The sequence below is a fragment of the Enterococcus sp. DIV0660C genome (assembly GCF_017316125.1).
Taxonomy (GTDB): Bacteria; Bacillota; Bacilli; order Lactobacillales; family Enterococcaceae; genus Enterococcus_B.
This window is the reverse complement of record NZ_JAFLWA010000012.1, coordinates 94,464-117,862: the sequence shown is the minus strand read 5'-3', so window position 1 is coordinate 117,862 and position 23,399 is coordinate 94,464. Positions and strand designations below refer to the sequence as shown.

The 23,399-nt window shown below is 36.4% G+C and carries 18 protein-coding genes; 16 read left to right on the top strand and 2 right to left on the bottom strand.

Features of this window, described 5'->3' with window-relative positions; all coding sequences use genetic code 11:
• The first annotated feature begins 1 nt into the window (after nt 1).
• The 7 genes from DOK81_RS03420 (at nt 2) to DOK81_RS03385 (ending at nt 9,861) form a co-directional block, all read left to right on the top strand.
• The gene (locus DOK81_RS03420) at nt 2-853 is read left to right on the top strand and encodes a sugar ABC transporter permease (protein ID WP_206908049.1); all 852 of its coding nucleotides are present in this window, start codon (nt 2-4) and stop codon (nt 851-853) included.
• 12 nt (nt 854-865) lie between these two features.
• On the top strand, nt 866-1,687 hold the full coding sequence (locus DOK81_RS03415) for a maltodextrose utilization protein MalA (RefSeq protein ID WP_206908048.1): 822 nt from the start codon (nt 866-868) through the stop codon (nt 1,685-1,687).
• Nucleotides 1,688-2,500: 813 nt separating this feature from the next.
• Entirely contained in the window at nt 2,501-3,832 is a 1,332-nt protein-coding gene (locus DOK81_RS03405) for a PTS transporter subunit EIIC (protein ID WP_206898031.1), read from the top strand.
• Nucleotides 3,825-6,119: a glycoside hydrolase family 3 N-terminal domain-containing protein gene (locus DOK81_RS03400; RefSeq protein WP_206908045.1), complete on the top strand. Its 2,295-nt coding sequence runs from the start codon at nt 3,825-3,827 to the stop codon at nt 6,117-6,119. The genes DOK81_RS03405 and DOK81_RS03400 overlap by 8 nt, the downstream gene beginning before the upstream one ends.
• 11 nt (nt 6,120-6,130) lie before the next feature.
• Entirely contained in the window at nt 6,131-7,105 is a 975-nt protein-coding gene (locus DOK81_RS03395) for a LacI family DNA-binding transcriptional regulator (RefSeq protein WP_206908043.1), read from the top strand.
• A gap of 235 nt (nt 7,106-7,340) precedes the next feature.
• On the top strand, nt 7,341-8,573 hold the full coding sequence (locus DOK81_RS03390) for a multidrug effflux MFS transporter (protein WP_206908041.1): 1,233 nt from the start codon (nt 7,341-7,343) through the stop codon (nt 8,571-8,573).
• 346 nt (nt 8,574-8,919) lie between these two features.
• A complete protein-coding gene (locus DOK81_RS03385) occupies nt 8,920-9,861 on the top strand; it encodes a dihydroorotate oxidase (RefSeq protein WP_206908040.1) in 942 nt (313 codons plus the stop codon).
• A 48-nt stretch (nt 9,862-9,909) separates the two neighbouring features.
• Here the strand turns inward: DOK81_RS03385 and DOK81_RS03380 are convergent, their stop codons facing one another.
• Both DOK81_RS03380 and DOK81_RS03375 read right to left on the bottom strand, forming a co-directional pair.
• Nucleotides 9,910-11,424, bottom strand: a complete 1,515-nt coding sequence (locus DOK81_RS03380; RefSeq protein ID WP_206908033.1) for a helix-turn-helix domain-containing protein — start codon at nt 11,422-11,424, stop codon at nt 9,910-9,912.
• A gap of 411 nt (nt 11,425-11,835) precedes the next feature.
• Complete coding sequence (locus DOK81_RS03375; protein WP_206908031.1) at nt 11,836-12,747, bottom strand: helix-turn-helix domain-containing protein; 912 nt, start codon at nt 12,745-12,747, stop codon at nt 11,836-11,838.
• A 251-nt stretch (nt 12,748-12,998) separates the two neighbouring features.
• On the opposite strand from DOK81_RS03375, the gene DOK81_RS03370 reads away from it, so the two are divergent.
• The 9 genes from DOK81_RS03370 to DOK81_RS03330 all read left to right on the top strand — a co-directional run bounded on the left by DOK81_RS03370 (nt 12,999) and on the right by DOK81_RS03330 (nt 23,198).
• The gene (locus DOK81_RS03370; protein WP_206908029.1) at nt 12,999-14,261 is read left to right on the top strand and encodes an extracellular solute-binding protein; all 1,263 of its coding nucleotides are present in this window, start codon (nt 12,999-13,001) and stop codon (nt 14,259-14,261) included.
• A 66-nt stretch (nt 14,262-14,327) separates the two neighbouring features.
• Nucleotides 14,328-15,215, top strand: a complete 888-nt coding sequence (locus tag DOK81_RS03365) for a sugar ABC transporter permease (RefSeq protein WP_206908261.1) — start codon at nt 14,328-14,330, stop codon at nt 15,213-15,215.
• 11 nt (nt 15,216-15,226) lie between these two features.
• Nucleotides 15,227-16,063 (top strand): carbohydrate ABC transporter permease, encoded by an 837-nt coding sequence (locus tag DOK81_RS03360; RefSeq protein WP_206908027.1) that lies wholly within the window; start codon nt 15,227-15,229, stop codon nt 16,061-16,063.
• Between the two features lie 6 nt (nt 16,064-16,069).
• Complete coding sequence (locus tag DOK81_RS03355; protein ID WP_206908026.1) at nt 16,070-16,480, top strand: hypothetical protein; 411 nt, start codon at nt 16,070-16,072, stop codon at nt 16,478-16,480.
• Nucleotides 16,481-16,495: 15 nt separating this feature from the next.
• A complete protein-coding gene (locus DOK81_RS03350; RefSeq protein ID WP_206908023.1) occupies nt 16,496-18,322 on the top strand; it encodes a sugar-binding domain-containing protein in 1,827 nt (608 codons plus the stop codon).
• Complete coding sequence (locus DOK81_RS03345; RefSeq protein ID WP_206908022.1) at nt 18,315-20,081, top strand: sugar-binding domain-containing protein; 1,767 nt, start codon at nt 18,315-18,317, stop codon at nt 20,079-20,081. The genes DOK81_RS03350 and DOK81_RS03345 overlap by 8 nt, the downstream gene beginning before the upstream one ends.
• 158 nt (nt 20,082-20,239) lie before the next feature.
• Nucleotides 20,240-21,673 (top strand): amidase, encoded by a 1,434-nt coding sequence (locus tag DOK81_RS03340; protein WP_206908020.1) that lies wholly within the window; start codon nt 20,240-20,242, stop codon nt 21,671-21,673.
• Between the two features lie 23 nt (nt 21,674-21,696).
• Entirely contained in the window at nt 21,697-22,536 is an 840-nt protein-coding gene (locus DOK81_RS03335) for a transporter substrate-binding domain-containing protein (RefSeq protein ID WP_206908018.1), read from the top strand.
• Entirely contained in the window at nt 22,536-23,198 is a 663-nt protein-coding gene (locus tag DOK81_RS03330) for an amino acid ABC transporter permease (RefSeq protein ID WP_206908016.1), read from the top strand. The genes DOK81_RS03335 and DOK81_RS03330 overlap by 1 nt, the downstream gene beginning before the upstream one ends.
• Nucleotides 23,199-23,399 lie beyond the last annotated feature (201 nt).

Below are 23,399 nucleotides of genomic sequence, written 5' to 3'. Positions count from 1 at the left end.
GATGAAAAAAATAAATTCTAGTGCGAGATTTCAACGAAGAGTATCACACTTTTTTACGTATGCTTTCTTGATTTTGCTCTCAATCATTATTTTATACCCACTATTGATTACTGCTAGTACAGCATTTAAACCAGGGAACATTGCTGCATTTAGTTTGGACTTATCTGGTGAATGGACGTTGAATAATTTTTCACGTTTATTTAATGAAACATTGTACGGCACTTGGTATAAAAATACTCTGGTTATTTCTGTGTTAACAATGGTGATACAAGTAACGGTGGTAACATTAGCAGGTTATACGTATAGTCGGTATCGCTTTATTGGTCGTAAATCAAGTTTGATGTTTTTCTTAGTTATTCAAATGGTGCCAACGATGGCCGCTTTGACTGCTTTTTATGTTATGGCATTCTTACTAGATGCGTTAGACAAGTATTGGTTCTTAACGATGATTTACATTGGTGGGGGGATTCCGATGAATACTTGGCTGATGAAAGGTTATTTTGATACTGTGCCCATTGACCTTGATGAATCTGCGAAGTTAGATGGCGCAGGGCATTTTCGAATTTTCGCTCAAATCGTTTTGCCATTAGTTAAACCAATGATCGCCGTTCAAGCCTTGTGGGCATTCATGGGACCATTTGGTGATTTCATGCTATCAAAATTCTTATTACGTACACCTGAGAACCAAACAGTAGCAGTCGGGTTACAAACCTTTATTTCTGATGTAACGAATCAAAGAGTATCGTTATTTGCGGCCGGAGCAATCTTGATTGCTTTACCAATCTGTTTGTTATTCTTCTTCTTACAAAAGAACTTTGTTACAGGATTAACTTCAGGAGGAACCAAAGGATAGGAGGTATCAGAAATGCAAACTTTCCCATTTAATTATTTCGCTAGCCTAGCTGGACCAAAACGCTTGTTTGCTGGTCGAAAGGAACTTTCATGGCCCAAATTTTTCTTAGTATTAGTCTTTTTAGTCTCTTTTATGACGATTCCAGTCACTCTTTATTACGCAAATCAGATTACCGCAATACCAAGCCAACAATTTTTAGCGGTCAATCAGATGATAGATCAAGCAGGTGCGGAACAGTTTTCTCACTTACAAGTTGTCAATGGTGAATTAAAGGGGAAAGAAGCTGTCATTTTTGAAAACCAAGAATTAATCGTGGGTGTGAATTTGCCAAAAAGTGTCCAACAAAAGGGTACGTTTATTAATTTTGAAAAAACACAGTGGCATATTCAACAAATAGATAACGGGCAAACAAGAAGTTATACGATGAACTATGGGCCGTCTTTTACGCCAGCGACGAGTCAAACACCACAAGAATTTGAACGATTTATAGAAGAACAATTTTATCTCAGCAATCGGCCAGTGATTATCTTGTCTTACAGTCTAAGTTTAGGGTTTATCTTACTAGTCATGACGATCATGATTTTGTTTGGTGCTTCTCTCTTTTTATGGATGACCCGAAAAAGCCGGTTTTCTTCTATCCAAACATTTAAAGAAAGTGCGAATCTGATGCTGAATGTCTTGGGTGTAGGATCGATTCTTGCTGCGATAGTTGGTTTTTTACATTTTGATTTGATTTTAATGTTGGGAATCCAATCAACTGTAGCTGTTTTGTTACTATTATGGATTTTTGCAAAAACTGGATTCAAGGATGATCAGCAAGTAGTTGAGGCTTGAAGGTCATCATTGAAATAGTTTAGTAAAAAAGTAAAGGAGAATAGGATAACTGCTTCCATGAAATTGCGCAGTGCACTTTTTAACAACACTTAGTTAATAAAAAAGTCTTAAGCACATGTGATTTCGAGGATGAATGTATCCTTTTTTCCTTCGGTCATTTTGATTGAAATCAAGGGGGGTGGTTTATGGCTACCTCTTTTTGTATACACTTTTTCCTCATAAAGGGAACGGAAAAAATGGAAAACTTAGCTGTTGAGTTAAAAAATATTGAAAAATTATGTTGCTAAAAGCATCTTAACTATTGATGAATTAACGATTTCTCAAAATGAACGCATTGCGATTGTTGATAAGAACGGATTATCAATTTGTTTTCAAAAAATCCAAAGCCATATGTGGAAATTTGTAACTGGTCTATGACATGATGGAAGTTCAATATGAATTGATTGATCTACTTGAAGAAGGCATAGTCAACAGGAAAAATTTTCTTGAAGTGATAAGGACAAATGTGGCTGCTTTTTGCGATGAATTTTTGAAAAGAACAAAAATGAGAAGATTGGCTTGAAAATTTGAATCGTGAAATGAACAAAAGGTTATGTTGATTGATAATAGAAATTAAAAATCAATTATCGCAAATAAAACGGTCAAGAGTTTTTTAATTCTTTTGACTGTTTTTTTTGTACGATTTATTGCCTGAGCAAACAGTTATTTAACAAAAAAATGAATCCGCCTTCAAAAAAACTATTGCAAAAAAGAAAAGTCATGATATAGTGAAGTTGAACCGGTTCAACTTATTTAAATGGGGGAGATTTACTAATGAGTTTTGTAGACAAGTTATCTGAAAAGTTATTACCAATCGTTTCTAAGATGAACAGCCAGCGTCACTTACTTGCAATTCGGGACAGTTTTATTATTACGATGCCACTCGTGATGGCAGCCTCTGTCATGGTTTTATTGAATGCATTGATTTTTTCTAATGCTTTTGTCCAACAATGGATCGACTTAAGTTTTCTAGCCAACCTAGCTTCAATCGTCAATAATGGTACGATGAGCATTCTAGCGATTGTTGTGTGTTACAACATCGGCTGGAATTTAGCGAATCATTATATTCGATCTGGTGAAATGAATGATCCAGCATTTAGCGCAGTTCACGCGGGTGTGTTAAGTGTTGCTGTTATGTTTATTTTGATGCCGTTGAAAAGCAATGTTACTTTGGTGGACGGTAGTACAGCGGAAGCAACTGGTGTATTTTTACAAAGTTTGACTTCATCTTCTGGCTTAGCAACAGCGATGATTGCTTCAATTGTGGGGACAGAATTATTTATGAAGCTAGCAAAAATCAAGAAGTTAAAAATCAAAATGCCTGATGGTGTTCCACCGGCAGTTGCCACTTCATTCAATTCGTTAGTTCCTGAAACAGCAGTTATTCTTTTATTTGCTATTTTTGTTTTTCTACTGGATAAGTTTACTGGTCTTGATTTTCCAAGTTTGATTGAATTAGCCATTCAAACACCTTTAAAAGCCTTTGTCTTGTCTGTTCCTGGTATTTTATTTTTACAATTTTTCTCTGATTTCCTCTGGGTTTTTGGGATGCATGGCTCAAGTATTTTGGCACCAATTCGCCAAGCACCACTATTACAATCGATTCAAGAAAACATGGATGCTTTTTCTGCTGGAAAAGAAATTCCTAATATTATCACCGAACCTTTTACGAATGCATTTGGATTGATTGGTGGTGGAGGTTGTATCTTACCATTGGTAATTGCGATTTTGTGGGTTTCAAAACGACAAGAACAGCGACAAATCGCTAAGTTTGGTTTGACAACGTGTTTGTTCAACATTACTGAACCTGTGATGTTTGGATTACCAGTCGTAATGAATCCAATCTACATGATTCCTTGTGCACTTATTCCATCTATCAATTTAGTTATTGCTTATGTTGCAACAAGTGTTGGCTTGATTGAAAAAACAGTTGCTGCAGCCCCATGGATCACACCACCAGTTATCCAATCATTTATTGCAACAGGTGGCGATGTTAAGGCAGCCATTTTGACAGTTTTATTGATTATTTTAGACGTCTTTTTATTTGTACCATTTGTATTAGCTGCAAATAAAGCAAGACAAGAAGGAGCGGGAGAACTTGGTTAATTATCCATATCAAAATGCACAGTTAACTATTCGCGAACGTGTAGAAGATTTAGTAGCACGAATGAACCTTAGCGAAAAAGTTGGGCAAGTCAATCAACATCTTTATGGATGGGAATGTTATGAAAAAAAGCAAGAAACAATTGAATTAACCGAAAAATTTAAGAATCATGTCCAATGGGGTGGAGGAATCGGAGCGCTCTATGGGTTATTTCGTGCAGATCCTTGGTCAAAAGTCGATCACAAAAACGGCATTGCTGCAAAAGATAGCTGGAAAGTAGCAAATCAGGTTCAAGCATATGTGATTGATCATTCTAGATGGGGGATTCCTGCTTTGATTGTCGAAGAATGTCCTCATGGACACCAAGGACTTGAAAGCATTTCTTATCCTACGAATATCGGTCGTGGTAGCAGTTTCAATTTAGAACTTGTTAAACAGACGAGTCACTTGATGGCAAAAGAATTAGCAGCAAAAGGTGTGCATTTAGCTTTGGTTTCAACTTTGGATTTATTAAAAGATCCACGCTGGGGAAGGTCAGAAGAATGTTTTGGGGAAGATCCGATTCTTAGTGCGCGAATGAGCGAAGCAATCGTTGAAGGGTTTCAAGGGTCGTTGATTTCTGATAAAACAACTTTCTTAGATCAACGGGTGATGGACATTGATCGGTCGAAAGAACAAATTGGCGTAGTTTTAAAGCATTGTATTGCACAAGGAGAGGCTCTTGGGGGACATAATTCTGGAACTGTTCCAATTGGCAGACGAGAATTTGCAGATGTTTATACACCGCTATTGAAAAGTACACGTAATGCTGTTGGGGTAATGGCTGCGTACAATGATATTGATGGTGTGCCTTGTCATGTGAACCATGAATTGTTTGAACAAAACCTACGAGGAAAAATGGGTTTTCAAGGATTAGTCATGGCAGATGGGATTGCTCTAGATCGTCTGAATGATGTGTATGAAAGTCAAACAGAAGCGGCAGGTCATGCGTTAACTGCTGGGATTGATTTGAGTTTATGGGATGAAACTTACACTAGAATTGAAGAAGGTATTTTAGAAAATGTGATTGACGAAGCAATGCTTGATCGTGCTGTACGACGCATTTTGTCAATTAAATTTTTATTAGGGTTATTTGAAGATCCTTTTATCAAAGATCCAAAGAGCCAATGGAAAAAATTATGGACAGAATCAAGAGAACTAAATCAACAATTGGCGGAAGAAAGCTTAGTTCTTACTAAAAACAATGGTGTCCTTCCGTTAAATCCAAACGGCAAAAAAATTGCAGTAATCGGACCAAATGCAGACAATTTATATCACTTGTTAGGTGACTATTCAGCCCCACAAACAGGAATGCAATTAGAAAAAACGATTTATCGCGAAATCAAAAAGTTGTTTTCTTCAGCAACTGTCACATATGCCGAAGGTTGCGAGATCCGAAATGAAGTGTCACAAGAAGCAAAAATCAAAGAAGCACTTCAACTAGCGAGAGAGGCTGATATAATTATCACTGTTTTAGGTGGATCAAGTGCGCGAAACTTTGACATGGAATTTTTACAAAATGGTGCGGTCTCATCCAAAGGGGTGAATATGGATTCTGGAGAAAACGTAGATGTCGCCTCGTTATCTTTAGGAGGCAAGCAAGAAGTTCTCTTGACTGAACTTGCGAAACTTGAAAAACCGCTTGTTTCAGTAATGATCCAAGGTCGTCCTTCTGACTTGTCTTTAGTTGAAGCAGTGTCTGATGCTGTTTTGATTGGTTGGTTTCCAGGGCAAGAAGGAGGAAAAGCAATCGCGAAGACATTACTTGGACAATCAAATCCGAGTGGTCGTTTAAGTATTACTTATCCTAGAAATAGTCAGCAGTTGCCGGTCTATTATTATCAGAGAGATGCCTCAAAACAAGAGGATTATTATGACCTAAGTGGCAGTCCACTACATGATTTTGGGGAAGGGTTAAGCTATACTCCATTTGTTTATTCAGCGCTTCAATGCAAAACAAATATTGACAAAATAACGGTATCCGTTAAAGTTAAAAATAAAGGATCGATTGCTGGCAAAGTCAGTTCACTTATATTTGTCAAACTTCTTGGAGGTTCCGTTATTCAGCGTAAAAAGATGCTTAAAGCTTTCAGCAAACACGAATTAAAAGCGCAGGAAGAAAAAACGGTGATGTTTGAGTTGTTTCCAGAAGATTTCCAATATTTAGGTGCAGACAACTGCTGGCATTTCGCCAAAAAAGCAAAAATCATGATTGATGATCAAGAGGCAGAAGTCAATTGTGATTGGTAGGAGTGGAAAAAATGGCATCAATTAGAGACGTTGCTCAACTTGCTGGTGTTTCAGTAGGAACAGTGTCGCGGTATTTGAATGGTCAACAATTAAGGCAGTCAAATGTTGAAAAAATCACTTCAGCGATTAAAGCTTTAGACTATAAAGAAAATATTATTGCCAAAGGTCTTAAAAATAATCGAAGTTTTTCCATTGGCTTACTGATGAATAGTATTTCCAGCCGATTTGGCTCTGAAGTTGTTTCTGGCATTGAAAAAGTTGCTGAAGCAAATGGCTATAGTATACTGCTTAGTGGTTTTTCGAAAAGTGAAAAACAAATGGATGAGAAAATTGATTATTTGTTGAAACACTCCATTGATGGATTGATTGTCTTTTTATCAAGTGAAGAATGGATCGACATGGAAAAATTAGCGCAAGTCAATGTTCCAATCGTCTCTTTGAATTATCCAGATCCATTGAATAATGCAGATGTCATTTTATTAAATGATCGTGAAAGTGTCTCAAAAGTGATCTCTGATTATATGGCTAAGGGACATCAAAAGATTGGTTATATCACTGCTCCACAAACAGATTACACAGCAAAAGAACGGCTGTTAGGCGCGAAAGATGCAATCGAAAATCAACCTACAGTAGAACTAGAGATATATGAAGGAGATTATACTAGAAGGAGTGGTTATCAAGGAACAAAAGAATTATTGGCGAAAAAGGTAACGGCACTTTTTGTCAGCAATTACAATATGTCTCTTGGTTCCTTAGAATGCTTTAATGAACAAGGTATTTCTGTAGGTAAAGATATTTTGTTTGGTCATTATGACTATTTATCTGAAGGCGAGCAAAGTATTTTACCACAAGTCACGATTAATCCACCCACAGAAAAAATTGGGGAGACAGCGGCAACGATCATCCTTGAACGAATCAAGGGGGCAACAGAAAACCTGCCATCTGAAAAGCAAACAATTATCTTGGATAATCAAATTTTAGGATGACTAATGAAAAATAATTAAAAAAGTTTATTTCATAAAAAAATGAACAAACTAAGTAATTGTTGTCATATTAATGAAGAAAAACGTACGAGGTCAATCAGATCTCGACGTTTTTTATTTAAGGCAAAACATCAAAAATGAGTATTGTTCTCATTTTATTGAAAAAAGTGAAAACTTACTAGGTTTTTTATTGATATTTCCATTTTTCCATGCTATTTTCTTTTTGAGGTGAAAGGAAATGATTGAAAATAAAAAGAAAATATGGTGGTTATCTATCTTGCTTGGTACATTAAGCGCATATGGTCCCTTGCTACTTGATACTTATTTACCAGCTTTACCAGTGCTAGAAACAGATTTCGGGATCCCGACATCAATGGTTCAGTTAAGTTTGACCATGTGTTTAGCCGGACTCGCATTTGGACCATTATTTATTGGTGCAATTAGTGACCGCATTGGGCGGAAGAAACCACTGTTGTGGGGTATTGGTATTTCTGTTATTGCCTGTTTATTATCAGTATCTGTAACAAATATTTGGTTATTTCTAGGATTACGATTGATTCAAGGAATTGCTAGCTCCACTGGGGTGGTTTTAACACGAGCAATTGCGAAAGACTTATTTTCTGGTACTCAATTGACTCGTTTCATTGCCATGTTGATGGCGATCAATGGTATCTTTCCGATTGTTTCTCCTTTACTGGGGAGTTTTTTCTTGAGTTATTTTTCTTGGCGCGGTATTTTTATTTTTCTTGCAGTAGTTGGTTTGTTATTATTTTTAGGCATTCTAATCGGGTTTAAGGAAACACATGAAGTTCAAGTGGTAACTGAAAAAGTCGAACAGAAAGCAGGATGGCAAGCAGTATTTAGTGATCGACCATTTATGATGTTCGTGCTGATCCAAGGGTTTGTTTATGCGGCGATGTTCTGTTATATCTCTGGCTCTTCCTTTATGTTACAAAATGTTTTTGGTTTGTCAGATAAAATATTTAGTTTGATTTATGGAATCAATGGAATCGGGATCGTGGTTGCAGCAGAACTTGCTGGTGTGTTGTCGAAGAAAATGAGTAGCTTCCGTCAGTTAGGTTGGGGCGTGGGTCTTGGTTTTCTAGGTAGTATTTTGGTTATTATTAGTGGTATCCATACCAATCATTTGTGGCTTGCTTTGCTTGGTTTGTTGCTAGTTGTATCGACACTGGGCTTAGTAAATGCAGTGGTAACAACAATGGCTATGGAAAGACAAGGCGAGCATGCTGGGATTGCCTCTTCCGTACTTGGATTAGGAATGTATGCAATCGGAATGGTTTTTACGCCGTTAGTAGGAATCATGGGAAGCAATACTTATTTACCTTTAGCTGTATTGATCTTTATTTCTGAAGCATGCGCCGTTATTTTATATAAAATGTTAGAAAAAGATATTTTTTTGAAAGAAAAAAAGAAATCATTCTTAAAAAAATTAGTTAAGAAAAGTAGTTGAGTGATTGAATGTAGAAAAGAGACTGGACAGTGTTCCAGTCTTTTTTGTGTAAAAAGATAGGTTTTATGGTAAGTGAAAACGTCTAAAATGTGGATAGAATATTTTTATCTATGGAGACTCTTTTTCTTCATCTGTTACATATTGATACGTATTGAAACAAATAAGGTTGGTTGCGTGAAGACGAGCGCTCATCATTAGTGGGATTAACAATATCCTTGTCAAAATAAACTTTATTCTTTTAAAAGGCGAACATTACTTAGTTAGTTTGAAAAAAACTAAGTTTTTTTATTGATTTTCTAGTTGAAAATGCTAAACTAGATAAAATGCCTTTGAAGGAGCGATTATCTTGAATTTAGAAATGACCTTTGCCAACCATACTTTTGCTAATCCGTTTATGAATGCGTCTGGTGTTCATTGTATAACGGTGCAAGAAATGCATGAACTAGCAAGCTCAGATGCTGGTGCGATGATTACTAAGAGTTGTACGATTCCAGAGCGTGCAGGAAATCCCGAACCACGTTACTATGATGTAGCGTTAGGAAGTATCAATTCGATGGGGTTACCTAACTTAGGTTTTGCTTATTATTTAGATTACGCACTTCAATATGAAAAAGAAAATCCGGCTGCTGCTCCGTTATTTTTCTCAATTGCAGGAATGAGTGTAGCAGAGAACTTAGAAATGTTAGAAATGATCGAAAAAAGTGATTTTCGTGGAATTACAGAATTAAACCTTTCTTGTCCTAATGTTCCAGGAAAACCACAACTTGCTTATGATTTTGATGCAACTTTTGAAACACTTAAACAAGCATTTGCCATTTTTACTAAACCTTTGGGCGTGAAATTACCACCATATTTTGATTTTGCTCATTTCGATGCGATGGCAGATATCTTGAATCAATTTCCGTTGACTTATGTGAATGCCGTCAATAGTGTAGGAAACGGATTATATATTGATCCTCAAAGTGATACAGTAGTAATCAAACCGAAGGATGGTTTTGGTGGAATTGGGGGCGAGTATATCAAGCCGACAGCTTTAGCAAATGTACGTGCTTTTTATACACGATTAAAACCTGAAATCCAAATTATTGGAACTGGTGGGATTTGTAACGGTCAAGATGCCTTTGAGCACTTATTATGTGGTGCAAGCATGCTCCAAATTGGAACGCAGTTGCACAAGGAAGGACCAGAAATCTTTACTAGAATCATCAAAGAATTGGCAGAAATTATGGAAACAAAAGGGTATCAATCAATTAGCGAATTTCAAGGGAAATTACGGACCATTTCTTAAAAACAACAAAAAGCGTGAGACAGTAGCTGTGTCACGCTTTTTGTTGTTTTAATCGCTTTTTTTTGTTAATTTTTTTTGTGGAGAATGTTTCATTAGCAACACACGTAACGCATCAACGTCCATATTCGTTTTGAAATCATTTGTAATATAAAGGTCTTTGTAATGGAAGTCGCAAAGAGAGAGAGTCGAATTAGTAATCAAAATATCGTAATTTTTCCCGTGTTCAGCGATTTCACAGGTAATAAAAAAATGATTGTCAAATTCTGTTTTAACAGTTTCGACCATGATATTACTGTGAAGATAATCATCGCTAGAGTGAACGCCAATGGTAATTTGACTTGTCGAAAAGCGTTTCATTTGATTGATAAAATAGAGATAAATACGTGTGACTAATTCCTTTGTTTCATAGAGCAATGGTTGATTTACTAACTGTTCAGCTTCATCAAGAATTTGTTGTGTAAGTTCAAAATTAGGGATAAATACCGTTGCTTTTATCAGTCTTTCAGAAAGAATTTTTTCATCGAGAAAGCTAATATTTCCTTTAAAATATAAAAGTGATCCATGCACTTGGGTTAAATAATATTTCCAATTGATAATGAACGTTTCATCGATATTTTTGGAATCGATTTTATAAGCAGTACGAACCTTATCCACGACCAATTCATTCAACAAAATGATTTGTGGATTGTTTGTCGGCCAATAGTGATCGTCACTCAGTGTTTTTGAATTAGGGGGCAAAATCGACATAGACGAAATAAATAAATAGAGATAAATTGCGTTATGTGCTGAACCAAAAACAGCAGAATGGCTAAGGGAAAGAAAGTAGGCATCTCTGATGATTTCGTAAATCGAATCCTCTTTTTGAAAATCAAATAGCATCTGTATTGTTGGATTGGAATCGATAGTCGGCTGTTTCACAATTCGCGTTTTAAGAATACGAATCCAAAGATATAGTTTTAGCTTCGCTTCACTTGTGAAATTCTGTTCTAACTTCATTTCTAAATAATCAACAAATCGTAGACTACTATGGTCGTTTGTTCTCTTTTCTAATTGGTCTAGTGGCACAGCTACCCAAAATAACTGGAAAAAGAAATAACAAATTTGTAACTCGTCACCAATGATCGTTCCTTTACGTATCTGGATATCAAATTCTTTGATTTCATTGTTTAATTTTTTTAACTGTCGATAGATAGCTGCTTCGCTTAAAGAAACACTGCGACTTAATTCAACAATTGAATAATTAGGATGACGATAAAGGTAAATCAAGATTTGGTATCCAACAGAATCTTCCAGATAATAATAATAAAATTTGTCTAAGCTAGTGTGATTGTCTTTTTGCAGGGTGATATGATCTTGCGTTTTGTCGTATTTAAGGGATAATCCGATATCTAGTTGATCAAGGATGTTGCTGACTTCTTTGATATTTGTTTCAAAAAGAAAGCGAGTTAATGATAGTTCTTCTATCATTGCTGTGATATTTGTTTTTGTGTTATAGTCCATTAAAAAGTGGACCATTGAGATTTGAATACGACTATTTTTATCCAATAAATTCAAAAGATTCAAAATCAACACCTGCTTTACACAATTTTAAAAGAGAAATACTTCATTTATAAGCGCATTATAAAATCTGAAAATAACAATACATTTGGCAGAGATAGTATAGACAATTATAGCATCAATTCAAAAAAAGCAAAGAGTATTTTCTGTTGGTCAAAATGTTTTTTTCTTCACAATGAATATAATCAACGAATAAAAATCAAAAGGAGACTGGAACAAAATAAATTCCAGTCTTTTTTGTGTTTTTGATCTAGTTTTAAAAGAAAAGACGAATGAAAATCATTTGAGAAAGTAAGTGAATCTTATTTTAAGTTTGAACTTGCTGAATATTCATTTCTATATTGATCCGCTTCTTTTGTTAAAGAAGAAAAAGGACATTTTTGAGTTTATCTTGGCCTTCAAACTTAATTTCTTCATCTATTTTTTCAAATAATAAGTAGTAATCAAAATATCTTGCTTATGATTGCCAAAACCAGTGCCGAACAGGGTCAATCCTCCTTGATGCTTAGCATCGTCTTCAACGGAAAAACGTAATTTGATAAAAGGTAGCTCATGCAGTTTCAAATCCCCGATTGTGATATCTGAATAAGCCTCGCCATCGATTCCCGTATCTAATTTATTGATACGAAGATGCTTCAAAAGACCATATTGACTAAAGCTATCATTCCACCATTCTGGTGTATAACGTCCACGAATATCTGAAAAATTTCCAGGAACAGTGTAGATGGCAACTTTGACATCATTAACATAGATGGAGATATCACTTGGCCAAACGTTATTTGACAATGGGAATTCTGAAGCAATTTCAAAACTGATTTCAAGCATTTCTGGTGTTTCGTTTTCTTGTAATAAATTTGGGATCTTATACTCAACAAATCCGCTGCTGAACCATAATAATGCGGCATCTACACGTTTTGTATCCATAAAATATTTTGGATCATCCGCTTTACCCACAACATCTTCAGTAGTAGCTAATCCACAAGTTGGTTTGACGGAAAAATCAGTAAAATGTCCCAGTTTCAGGTTAGTAGAATAACGTTGAAATTCCTGGTAAATTTTTTCTGGGAAACGAATATTGATATCGTCAACTTTTAGGTAGACCATTTTTTTGTTTCGATTGGCACCGACGCCACGCTCAGAATGGATCAAACCAGCATCTTCCATTTTTTGAATATGTCTAGTGGTGATTGCATTACTAATTTCCAAATGTTTTGCAATTTCTCCAACGCTTTTTTTCTCGCTTCCGATAAATGTTAAAATTTCTAAGCGAGTAGCACTAGCGAGACATTCAAAAACAGGTAAAGAACGTTTATCTAAAGAAAGTTCCATAATTTTTCATCTCCTATTTAACTAAAAAGTTAACAGCCTGACTCTCAATATGATTATATCCTAACATCCGTTTAACTGTATAGTTGTTTTTGATAAACGTTGACAAAATAATGTTGACTGCGCTTACATACGATGCTAATTTAACAATGTACTATTTGTTCAAAATAAAAAAATACTAAAAAGTTAATTACTTGAAAAATGATTATCGTTGGAAATTAACTATTTAGTAAAATTGAGAGAGGGACAGGAAAATGAAAAAATTATTAGGTATGGCATTGGTAACGGGTGCTTGTTTGATGACATTAACAGCATGTGGCAACACTGAAAGTACAGGGTCAACCAGTGAAAAAGAAATCGTTTTTTGGAATCCATTTACAGGAGCAGATAGTTCAAATGTTAAGGCAATGATTGATGAGTACAACAAAACTGATCCTGAATATAAAATCAAAAATGTCTCATTAAAAGAAACAGATATGTATACCAAAATTCCAACTGTTGTTAACTCAGGCAAAAATATCCCAGATCTAAACATTGTTCACGCAGAACGGATCAAACAATATAAAGACAATGACATGTTAGAAAATTATGATGATATTTTGGCTGATTTTCCTGAAATCAAAGCTGAAAATTATGTAACTGAGGCATGGAACTTAGGTGAACTGGATGGGACTCGTTATAGCTTGCCACTTGATATTCATAACTGGGGAACTTATTACAATAAAGAGTTGCTTGAAAAATATGCGCCTAGTGCGCTGGATGACAATATCCTAACCTTTGATGAAATCAAAGAGGCAGGTGAAAAAGCAAAGGCTGATGATATTCGAGGTGTAGCTGTTACTTGGATGAAACCCAATTATTTATCAACATTCAAACAAGCAGGTGGCGAATTAACGGAAGATGGAACTGCTCCTACCTTAGATACACCAGCTGCGAAGGAAGCAATGAATGCATGGGCAGATTTATATCAAGCTGGGGTGACAACAAAAGATGGGGAAGATCCAACACAATTATACTTAGCTGGGAAACTCCTCTTTTTCCCAGAAGGCATTTGGCTACAAAATAATATCAAAGATGCAAAATTTGACTGGGGATTGACTAATTCACCACAACTAACAGATGATGCAAGCAAAATAGTGAATTGGGCATCTTCACATCAATTTGTTATGTTCAAGAATAAAGATCGTTCTGCTGAGAAGACCAAAGGAATCATGGAATTCATCAATTGGTTACGGACGAATTCCCTTGAATGGGCGAAAGCTGGCCAAAACCCAGCGACATTAGCAATTTTAGAGAATGAAGAATATCAAAAAATGCCACAATCATTCTTTATTGAAACACCTGAACAACAAGCAACACTTTCGATCTTTGATTACAAATACAATGGTTACGTTTCAGAATATATTGATGCGCATGGTTTTGATACAGTCTTTGGGAAACAGTCAGTAGCTGATTTCACAAAAGGAATGCAAAAGGAAGTTGTCGATAAAATTGCCAAAGATAGTTCCAATAAATAACTTTTAATCACAACGTATCTTGATTTAGGAAAGGATTGTGCAGGTATGATGACTTCTACAGAAACGATGTCAGCTACAGACAAGGTGACCAAGAAAAAGAGATGGTTGCCTTGGGTATTTTTGGCCCCACATTTGACGATTTTTACAATTTTTTTCTTGTTACCAGTGATTTTTGGTTTGTACATTTCTTTGACAGATTGGGATTTGTTCAACTCACCAACTTTTGTAGGTTTAGCTAATTACCAAGATCTCTTGTTTAATGAACAGTCTACTTTTTATGAACAGTTACGGATTGGATTAAAAAATACATTTCTATTTGTGCTATTTTCGGTGCCCTGCTGTATTCTTGTTCCGTTGATTTTAGCAGCAGCATTAAATACGAAACCCAAATTAGCAAAAATATTTCAATCACTGTTTTATTTACCTTCACTTTTTGCTATTTCTGCCGTAGTGATCATCTGGACATTAATTTTTAATGTCAATTATGGCCCAATCAATACGATTTTACAATCGGACATTCCTTGGACCGGAACACAGCCCTATGCTTGGATCGCGTTAGTGGTTATAACGGTTTGGTGGACGATCGGGGGGAATATGATTATCTATCAAGCAGCATTAAATGGCATTTCAAAGGATTTTTATGAAGCAGCCGATATTGATGGCGCTACGACATTACAAAAATTTTTTAAGATTACTTTGCCAGCAATTAGAGGACAGATTTTATATACCGTAGTAATGACAACGATTGCACAGTTTAATGTTTATGGACAACCATTGATGTTGACGGGGGGAGGCCCCAATAATTCAACGCGGGTCTTATTGATGTACATCCAACAAAATGCTTTTGGTTCAGGGCAATCAATTGCTGGGATGGCATCTGCTATGGCAGTCATCTTAGGTCTTTGTATCATGGTAGTTTCTGCTATCCAATTTAAATTGTTGCGAAAAGAGTAGGGGGAGACAAGATGAAGAAAAAGTCAATGTCTAAAGTAATCGCATGTTGCTTTTTACTCGTGATGGGAGTTATCTGGATGATTCCATTACTGTACGGCGTGTTAACATCGTTTAAATCAGAAATGGAACTAATGACAGCAGGGTTTAAGTTATTACCAATTGAATGGGTATTGACGAACTACACAGAACTTTTAGTGAACAATTCAAGCACACCATTGGTTAAGTGGTTCTTTAATTCATTATTCATCTCTGTGTCACATACTCTATTAGTTTTAGTAGTCGTCTCATTTTCGGCATTTGCCTACAGCCGTTTAAGTTTTAGAGGGAAAAATGGACTTTTTTCCTTTTTGTTAGCAACGATGATGTTTCCAAGTGTGGTGAATTTGATTCCGTTATACAAGATCGTTGATATTTTAGGCTGGGTCAATACGCCACTTGCGATGATTGTGCCTGGAGCAGCTGGTGTATTCAATATTTTTTTAGTGAAACAGTTCATGGATAATATTCCAAAAGATTTTGATGAAGCTGCACAGATTGATGGTGCGAGCGAGTGGACGATTTTCCGTAGAATTATTTTACCTTTGATCAAGCCAGTGTTATTAGTAGTAGCGTTATTTGCCTTCACGGGTTCTTGGAATGACTTTTTATGGCCATCCATCGTATTTAATGATATCGAAAAAATGCCGATTACTTCAGGGTTACAACTTTTACAAGGTATGTATCAAGCACAACCGACTTTGTTGATGGCTGGCGCGTTAGTGGCAATTATTCCGACTTTTGTTTTGTACCTATTTGCTCAAAAATATTTTTTACAGTCGATGTCTTTATCAGCTGGTGTGAAAGGATAGGAAAAAATGGAACGAAAAAGAGAACGACAATTGATTCGAATCATGGGAATCTGGCAAATCCTTGACGGCGTGTTAACAATTGGAATCTATGGCTTCTATCAGCAGCAAATCTTTTCTGGTATGGTCGAAAGTAATTTAGCACAATTGCATGCAATTGATGCATTGTTTGGAAATGTTTTCTTGTTTGTCTGCACATTTGGTACGTTATTGATAGGTTTAGGTTTGGCAAATTTGGTCATTAGCCAACGATATGTAAAAGACAATCAGGTGAATATAAAAATAGGTGTGTATTTATTAGTTCAAGGATTATTTTCTTATTTGATTTTAGACATCATTAGTCTAGCGTTAGGAATGACAGCAGGAATTATTTTACTTGCTAGAAATAAGGGAATTAAATTGAACCTTCAAAAATCTTAGTTGGGAGTTAAAAATATGATGCGTGAAGAGTATCCTCGTCCGCAATTTGTCCGTGAACAGTTTGTCAATTTGAACGGGGTCTGGTCATTTGCTTTTGATGATGAAAATGTTGGAATAAAAGAAAGGTGGTATTGTAAACCTGAAAAACTGAATCAAAAAATTAAAGTACCATTTGTTTATCAATCAGAGTTGAGTGGAATCAAACAACGTCAGGTTCATGATGTTGTTTGGTATCAGCGAACATTTTCCTGGGAAAAACAGGAATTAAAAAAATATTTCTTACATTTTGGCGCAGTGGATTATCGAGCAGATGTTTACGTCAATGGTTGTTATGTAGGAAATCATATTGGTGGACAAACATCCTTTTCATTTGATATTACTGACTTTTTAATAACAGGAGAGCAAAACTTAGTTGTTCGCGCTTGGGATCCTCATGAGGATGAAACGATTCCTAGAGGAAAACAATTTTGGGAACCCGAATCTAGGGGAATCTGGTATACAAATAGTACAGGGATCTGGCAAACAGTCTGGTTAGAAGAGGTATCAGAAAAACATCTTGAAAAAGTTGAATTAACACCAGATATTGACCAAGGAAATGTCTGTTTTGCACTAACCGTGTCTGCTGCGGCTGTAGGTCAAACCTTGCGCTACCAAATTACATTTAAAGGTGTCGTGATTTGCGAAGATCAGCTGACCCTCTTTTCAACTTTTACCAAACGTTGGATCGATATTTATAATCAAAATATTTTTCGGACCAACTTTCATGACCAAGGATGGACTTGGTCACCTGAAAACCCAAATCTATTTGGTATTCGTTTTGAATTAGTTGAAGGCGAAGAAGTATTAGACCGAGTAACAAGTTATTTTGGTATGCGTAAGATTCATGTTGAAAATGGAATGATTTTCTTAAATAATCAACCCTATTATCAAAAGCTAGTATTGGATCAAGGTTATTGGCCTATGGGATTACTAACAGCTCCCAATGATGAAGCCTTCATCAAGGATATCGAATTGGCGAAGGCAATGGGATTCAACGGTTGTCGGAAGCATCAAAAAGTGGAAGATCCACGGTTTCTATATTGGGCGGATCAGTTAGGGTTCATTGTTTGGGGAGAATGTGCGTCTGCACCTGTTTATACTTCAGATGCAGTTTCTAGGCTGACAAAAGAGTGGATAGAAATTATTGAGCGCGATTATAATCATCCATCAATCGTAACATGGGTTCCGTTAAATGAAAGCTGGGGTGTTCCCGAGATTCATCTGAACACACAGCAACAAAGCTTTTCTAAAAGTATCTACAACTTTTTACATGCGTTAGATACAACTCGATTAGTTATTTCTAACGATGGTTGGGAAATGACCGAAACGGATATTTGTGCGATTCACAATTATAATCATGGTGAGGAAAATGAAACGGAAAAGTACAATCACTTCAAACGAAGTTTAGCAAGTGTTGAGGGACTAATTAATCATCCACCAGGAAAATGGGCAATTTTTGCTCAAGGATTTACGTATCAGAATCAACCGATTTTGTTAACTGAATTCGGAGGAATCGGCTATCAAGTCCAAAGTCAAAAAGGGTGGGGCTATACCTCAGTAAATGATGGCACACAATTTCTTGCTGATTATGGTCGGATAATGCGAGCAGTTTATGAGTCTAAAGCATTGTGGGGTTATTGTTATACGCAGTTAACAGATGTAGAACAAGAAATAAACGGCTTGCTTACCTATGACCGACAAGCAAAAGTTCCTTTAGAACAAATCAAGGAAATCAACAATCAGTATCATCCAGAACGGGTTTTTATCAAAAATCAATGGAGAAAAGAGGCAGAATATGAATAATCTTCGACGAGAGCATCCACGTCCGCAATTCATTCGAAAAAATTGGACTTTACTCGATGGCACTTGGGCATTTCAATTTGATGACGAGAATCAAGGGATAAAACAACAATGGTATCAAGGGGTCCCCAATACAGTTCCAATTACAGTTCCTTTTACTTATGAAACAGAATTGAGTGGAATCAATGATCCTTCCCATCATTCCGTTGTATGGTATGAGAAGAAAATCGTTTTGGAGGAACAGAAAAAATACACCTTATTATTTGAGGGTGTTGATTATTTTAGCCAAATTTGGTTGAATGGCAAACAAATCGGGACACATCAAGGAGCGTATGAACGTTTTGAATTTGATTTAACGGAAGCTTTGCCCGGTGAAAATCATTTGGTGATTCGTGTGGAAGATTCACTTGCGGAAGACCAGCCACGAGGAAAGCAACGATGGTTAACAGATAACTTTGGTTGCTGGTATGTACAAACAACGGGAATTTGGAAATCAGTTTGGTTAGAGGAACAGCAGTCAGACATCCGATTGGCGTCAGTTAAAATGACGCCTGATTTAATAAATGATCAGATAATTTTTGAGCCACTTGTTAAAGAAGGGGCGACTTATCCAAAACAAAGTTACTTATTTGAAGCGGACGTTTCATTTGCTGGACAATCCGTTAGTTCATATCGAGGATTACTGACTCATTCACTCAATCCGATTTCATTGCAAACAAAGCTCAAAGAAGATGGTTGCTGGGGGACGAAAGTCTGGTCACCAGAATCACCACATTTATACGATGTTACTTTCCGTCTTTTCACTGAATCAGGTGAATTATTGGATGAAGTATCTAGCTACTTTGGGATGCGTGATATTTCTATTAAAAAAGGACAAGTTTTGTTGAATCATCATCAGCTTTATCAACGATTGATTTTGGATCAGGGCTATTGGAAAGAATCAGGAATCACACCACCTTCGCTTGAAGCGCTGGAAGTAGATCTTGATTGGATTATAGAAATGGGTTACAACGGGTTAAGAAAACACCAAAAGATCGAAGATGAACGATTTTTATATCTATGTGATGAAAAAGGTTTGTTAGTTTGGTCTGAGATGGCATCCACTTATCTGTTTAATGATCAAGCCATGGAGCGCTTTGTCGATGAGTGGCAAGCGATCATCCGTCAAAATTATAATCATCCATCAATTATTACTTGGGTACCGTTTAACGAGTCTTGGGGAATCAAAGGAATCGAACACGATCAACGACAGCAGCACTTTACTGAAAGCATCTATTATTTGACGAAATCATTTGATAAGCAACGACCAGTAATCACAAATGATGGCTGGGTTCATACGATCTCTGATATTTTGACATTACACGATTATGAAGAATATGGGGAACGTTTCAAAATGCGTTATGAAAATAAAAAGGATTTTGTAACCAATGAATACCAGTTTAATCAAGATTTTTATGCCTTCGCTGATGGATATCATTACCAAGATCAGCCGATTATTATTTCTGAATTTGGCGGTATTGCTTTTACAACTGAAAAGGCAGAGGATTGGGGTTATGGACATCAAGTAAGAGATGAAGAACAATTTCTGACACGCTTTGATGCGATCCATCAGGCGATTCAGGACTTACCATTTATTACAGGTTACTGTTATACGCAGTTGACTGATGTTGAGCAAGAGGTGAATGGTTTATTGACAACAGACCGAAAACCAAAAGTTGATCTAGCTAAAGTGAAAGAAATAAATATGAGAAGAGTAAAATAAGTCAAAATAGTTACGAATAAAAGTTGGGCTTAGTCGCAGATAAAAGTGACGTCCAACTTTTTTATTGTTTAAAAGTTTGTGTATAAATGTGCAAGCGTATTCATTGTTTTGTATAGAAACTTATGGGAGAATGATTTGGAAAAAAAGGAGGGTCTAAAATGAAAGATGCGGTCTATCTATCTCAGGCATTGAAAGAGAAGCAATTCAGTCAACAAGAGTTTCTTGAGGAAACAGCGAAAAAGGCCAAAAAATTAAATCCTGAATTGAATGCTTTTGTGACATTTGCCACTACTGATTTGCCTTCAAAAAAAACTGATTCGTTGTTGGCGGGAGTGCCTTTTCCGTTAAAAATGTTAGGGCAGGAGAAAAAAGGTTGGTTAGCAACATCAGGTTCTATTTTGTTCAAAGATCATCGTGCTTCAATGAATTCAAACTATGTTCGACAAATTGAATCGCTTGGTTTGTTGCCACTTGGACAAACAAATTCACCCGAATTTGGATTCAAAAATATTACAGATCCTGTACTTTATGGTCCAGCAAAAAATCCGTGGAATGTTGCTCATTCACCTGGTGGTTCAAGTGGTGGTGCAGCGGCGGCTGTCGCAGCTGGTATTGTTCCTATGGCGGGAGCAAGTGATGGTGGAGGGTCTATTCGAATCCCAGCTTCGTTTTGTGGTCTGATTGGTTTGAAACCTTCAAGGGGAACGATGCCTGTGGGACCCTACGCATGGCGTGGCTGGCAAGGTGCTGCAATTGACTTTGGCTTAACGATTTCGATGCGAGATACAGAAGCCTTGTTTTATGGATTACGTGGAACAGCTTCAGGTGCGCCTTATCAAGCATCACCAGCAGAATGGCAAACCCATCCAGATAAAAAAACATTACGAATAGCGGTCTGTTCTGCTTCACCGATTGGTTCAAAAATTAGTGAAGAAGCAAAACAAGCGGTAAAAAATGCGGTTGATTTTTTAGTTGAGAAAGGTCATGACGTAGTAGAAATTACTTATCCTTTGGATGGTCGCCACTTGATCAGTTCGTATTATCAAATGAATGCTGCTGAAACTGCGGCAATGATTACTTCGATTGAGGAAAATCTGAAGCGTTCTGTCAGACAGGAAGAATTGGAACCAATTTCGTGGACGCTATTAGAGTATGGGAAAAAAATTGCTGCAGCTACTTACATCGAATCGTTGCATGTTTGGGATCGCGCAGCGGTAACAATGGAAGAACTATTCCAAAACTATGATCTGTTTCTTTCACCAACGACCGCCTTCTCAGCTCCAGAAATAGCCAGAGATTTACAAAGTGACGTGATTCGCGAGAAAATGAGTCAAGTCTCTGAACTGTCAGAGAAACAAGCTTTTGAGATTGTTACGGAAATGTTTGAGGAAAGTTTGCAAATTACTCCGTATACTCAGCTAGCGAATTTGACCGGACAGCCAGCTATTAGTTTGCCAACACATCTAACGGTTGAAGGATTGCCGTTAGGAATTCAGTTTATGGCAGCTAGAGGTCGTGAAGATCTTTTATTTACTATAGGAAAGTTATTTGAAGAAAATCAAAAATTTTATTTGCCGAAAAATGTTCAATAGTGTGTGATTAGTAGGAGGAAAAAATGAAAAAGTCAGTTTTTGCAATTATTGTAGTTAGTGGTTTATTCGCTTTAACAGCTTGTGGGCAAGGAAGTTCTAAAACAGTAGAAGATAATAGCTTAAAACAAGTAGAAGACAAGAAAGAGATGGTTGTTGCAACTTCAGGAACATTGTTTCCAGCATCTTATTATAACGATGATAATCAATTAGTTGGTTATGATGTTGATGTAGCAAAAGAAGTAGCTAAACGTTTAGGCGTTGATATTTCATTTAAAGAGTATAATGTTGATGGTCAAATCACTGCTGTATCTAAGCAATCAGTTGACTTTGCGGCGAATGATTTTGGTATCACAAAAGAACGTGAAAAAAAATTCTCTTTATCTGATCCAATCAAATACTCTTTTGACAGCATGATTGTGCGTCAAAAAGATGATTCTGGGATTGCTTCTTTAGAAGATTTAAAAGGCAAGAAAGCTGCTGGCGAACCTAACACTAGTTATATGAAATTAGCGGAAAAGTATGGCGCAGAATTAGTTACCTATGATAATGCGACAAATGATCAATATCTAACAGATGTTGCAAATGGACGCACTGATGTGATCTTAAATGATTACTATTTACAAAAGATGTCTGTAGCTGCTTTGCCGGATATTCCAGTTAAGATTTTGGAGAATGTGTATTTCAATGCAAACAGTAGTGGTTTTTTGTTTAAAAAAGGGCATGATGCTTTAGAAGAAAAAGTGAACAAAACACTTAAAGAAATGAAAGATGATGGTACATTGAAAAAAATTTCGGAAGGCTATTTCCAAACAGATGTATCAGTGAAACCAAAAGAAGAAATCGCTGAGACGGTGAGTGACTAATGTATTTTCCCACAATTGATTTTCTTCTAATGTGGCAGTCCATTCCCTTTGTTTTACAAGGGCTAACATATACGTTAGGTATCGGGGTTCTTTCTTTCTTATTAGGAAATGTCATTGGGATTGTATTAACAATACTTGGGCTCGTTCGCTGGCGACCTATTCGCTGGTTCGTTCGTTTTTATCTTTCTTTTTTTCGAGGAGTTCCTGCGTTAGTGTTACTCTTTTTATTGTATTTCGGCTTACCTTATCAACTGAGTGCAGTGGCAGCATCAATCATTTGTTTTACGATTACAAGTAGTGCTTTTCTTGGAGAAATTTATCGTGGCTCGTTAGCTGGCGTGCCTCAAGGACAATGGGATGCTGGTTTGGCGGGTGGTTTTTCTTTTTTAGGGGTTTTACGCTACATCATACTGCCACAAGCTTTTCGCATTTCTATCCCTGCACTAAGTAACGTGGCAATGGATTTGGTAAAAGGTACTTCTTTGGCAGCGACGATTACCGTTCCAGAAATTTTTCAAAAAGCAAAAATCATTGGTGGTCGGACATTTGACTATTTTTCGTTGTATATTTTAGTTGCTTTGGTTTATTGGTTGATTTGTATTGGGATCGAGAAAGTCCAGCAACTATTGGAAAAGCATTATGCGAATCGTTTAATCCAATGAAAGTGAATAGATAATAAAGAAAGTTAGGATAGAAAATAATCCTAGCTTTTTTTTAATTGCTATTTCATTCTTCCTATTAGATAATTTTATTGATAGGAGTCATCTTTAGTACAAGTATTATGCAAGAATGAGAAAAAAAGAGTTTTTTTGAATGAAATTTTGTCATGCAATATTTCATGCTACAATTTTTTGTACAAATAA

Coding starts and splice junctions, on each gene's coding strand:
- DOK81_RS03375 (WP_206908031.1), bottom strand. CDS start 12,747: ATGGAACTTTCTTTAGATAAACGTTCTTTACCTGTTTTTGAATGTCTC.
- DOK81_RS03365 (WP_206908261.1), top strand. CDS start 14,328: ATGTCAGCTACAGACAAGGTGACCAAGAAAAAGAGATGGTTGCCTTGG.
- DOK81_RS03405 (WP_206898031.1), top strand. CDS start 2,501: ATGAGTTTTGTAGACAAGTTATCTGAAAAGTTATTACCAATCGTTTCT.
- DOK81_RS03350 (WP_206908023.1), top strand. CDS start 16,496: ATGATGCGTGAAGAGTATCCTCGTCCGCAATTTGTCCGTGAACAGTTT.
- DOK81_RS03415 (WP_206908048.1), top strand. CDS start 866: ATGCAAACTTTCCCATTTAATTATTTCGCTAGCCTAGCTGGACCAAAA.
- DOK81_RS03395 (WP_206908043.1), top strand. CDS start 6,131: ATGGCATCAATTAGAGACGTTGCTCAACTTGCTGGTGTTTCAGTAGGA.
- DOK81_RS03370 (WP_206908029.1), top strand. CDS start 12,999: ATGAAAAAATTATTAGGTATGGCATTGGTAACGGGTGCTTGTTTGATG.
- DOK81_RS03420 (WP_206908049.1), top strand. CDS start 2: ATGAAAAAAATAAATTCTAGTGCGAGATTTCAACGAAGAGTATCACAC.
- DOK81_RS03340 (WP_206908020.1), top strand. CDS start 20,240: ATGAAAGATGCGGTCTATCTATCTCAGGCATTGAAAGAGAAGCAATTC.
- DOK81_RS03390 (WP_206908041.1), top strand. CDS start 7,341: ATGATTGAAAATAAAAAGAAAATATGGTGGTTATCTATCTTGCTTGGT.
- DOK81_RS03360 (WP_206908027.1), top strand. CDS start 15,227: ATGAAGAAAAAGTCAATGTCTAAAGTAATCGCATGTTGCTTTTTACTC.
- DOK81_RS03355 (WP_206908026.1), top strand. CDS start 16,070: ATGGAACGAAAAAGAGAACGACAATTGATTCGAATCATGGGAATCTGG.
- DOK81_RS03345 (WP_206908022.1), top strand. CDS start 18,315: ATGAATAATCTTCGACGAGAGCATCCACGTCCGCAATTCATTCGAAAA.
- DOK81_RS03335 (WP_206908018.1), top strand. CDS start 21,697: ATGAAAAAGTCAGTTTTTGCAATTATTGTAGTTAGTGGTTTATTCGCT.
- DOK81_RS03330 (WP_206908016.1), top strand. CDS start 22,536: ATGTATTTTCCCACAATTGATTTTCTTCTAATGTGGCAGTCCATTCCC.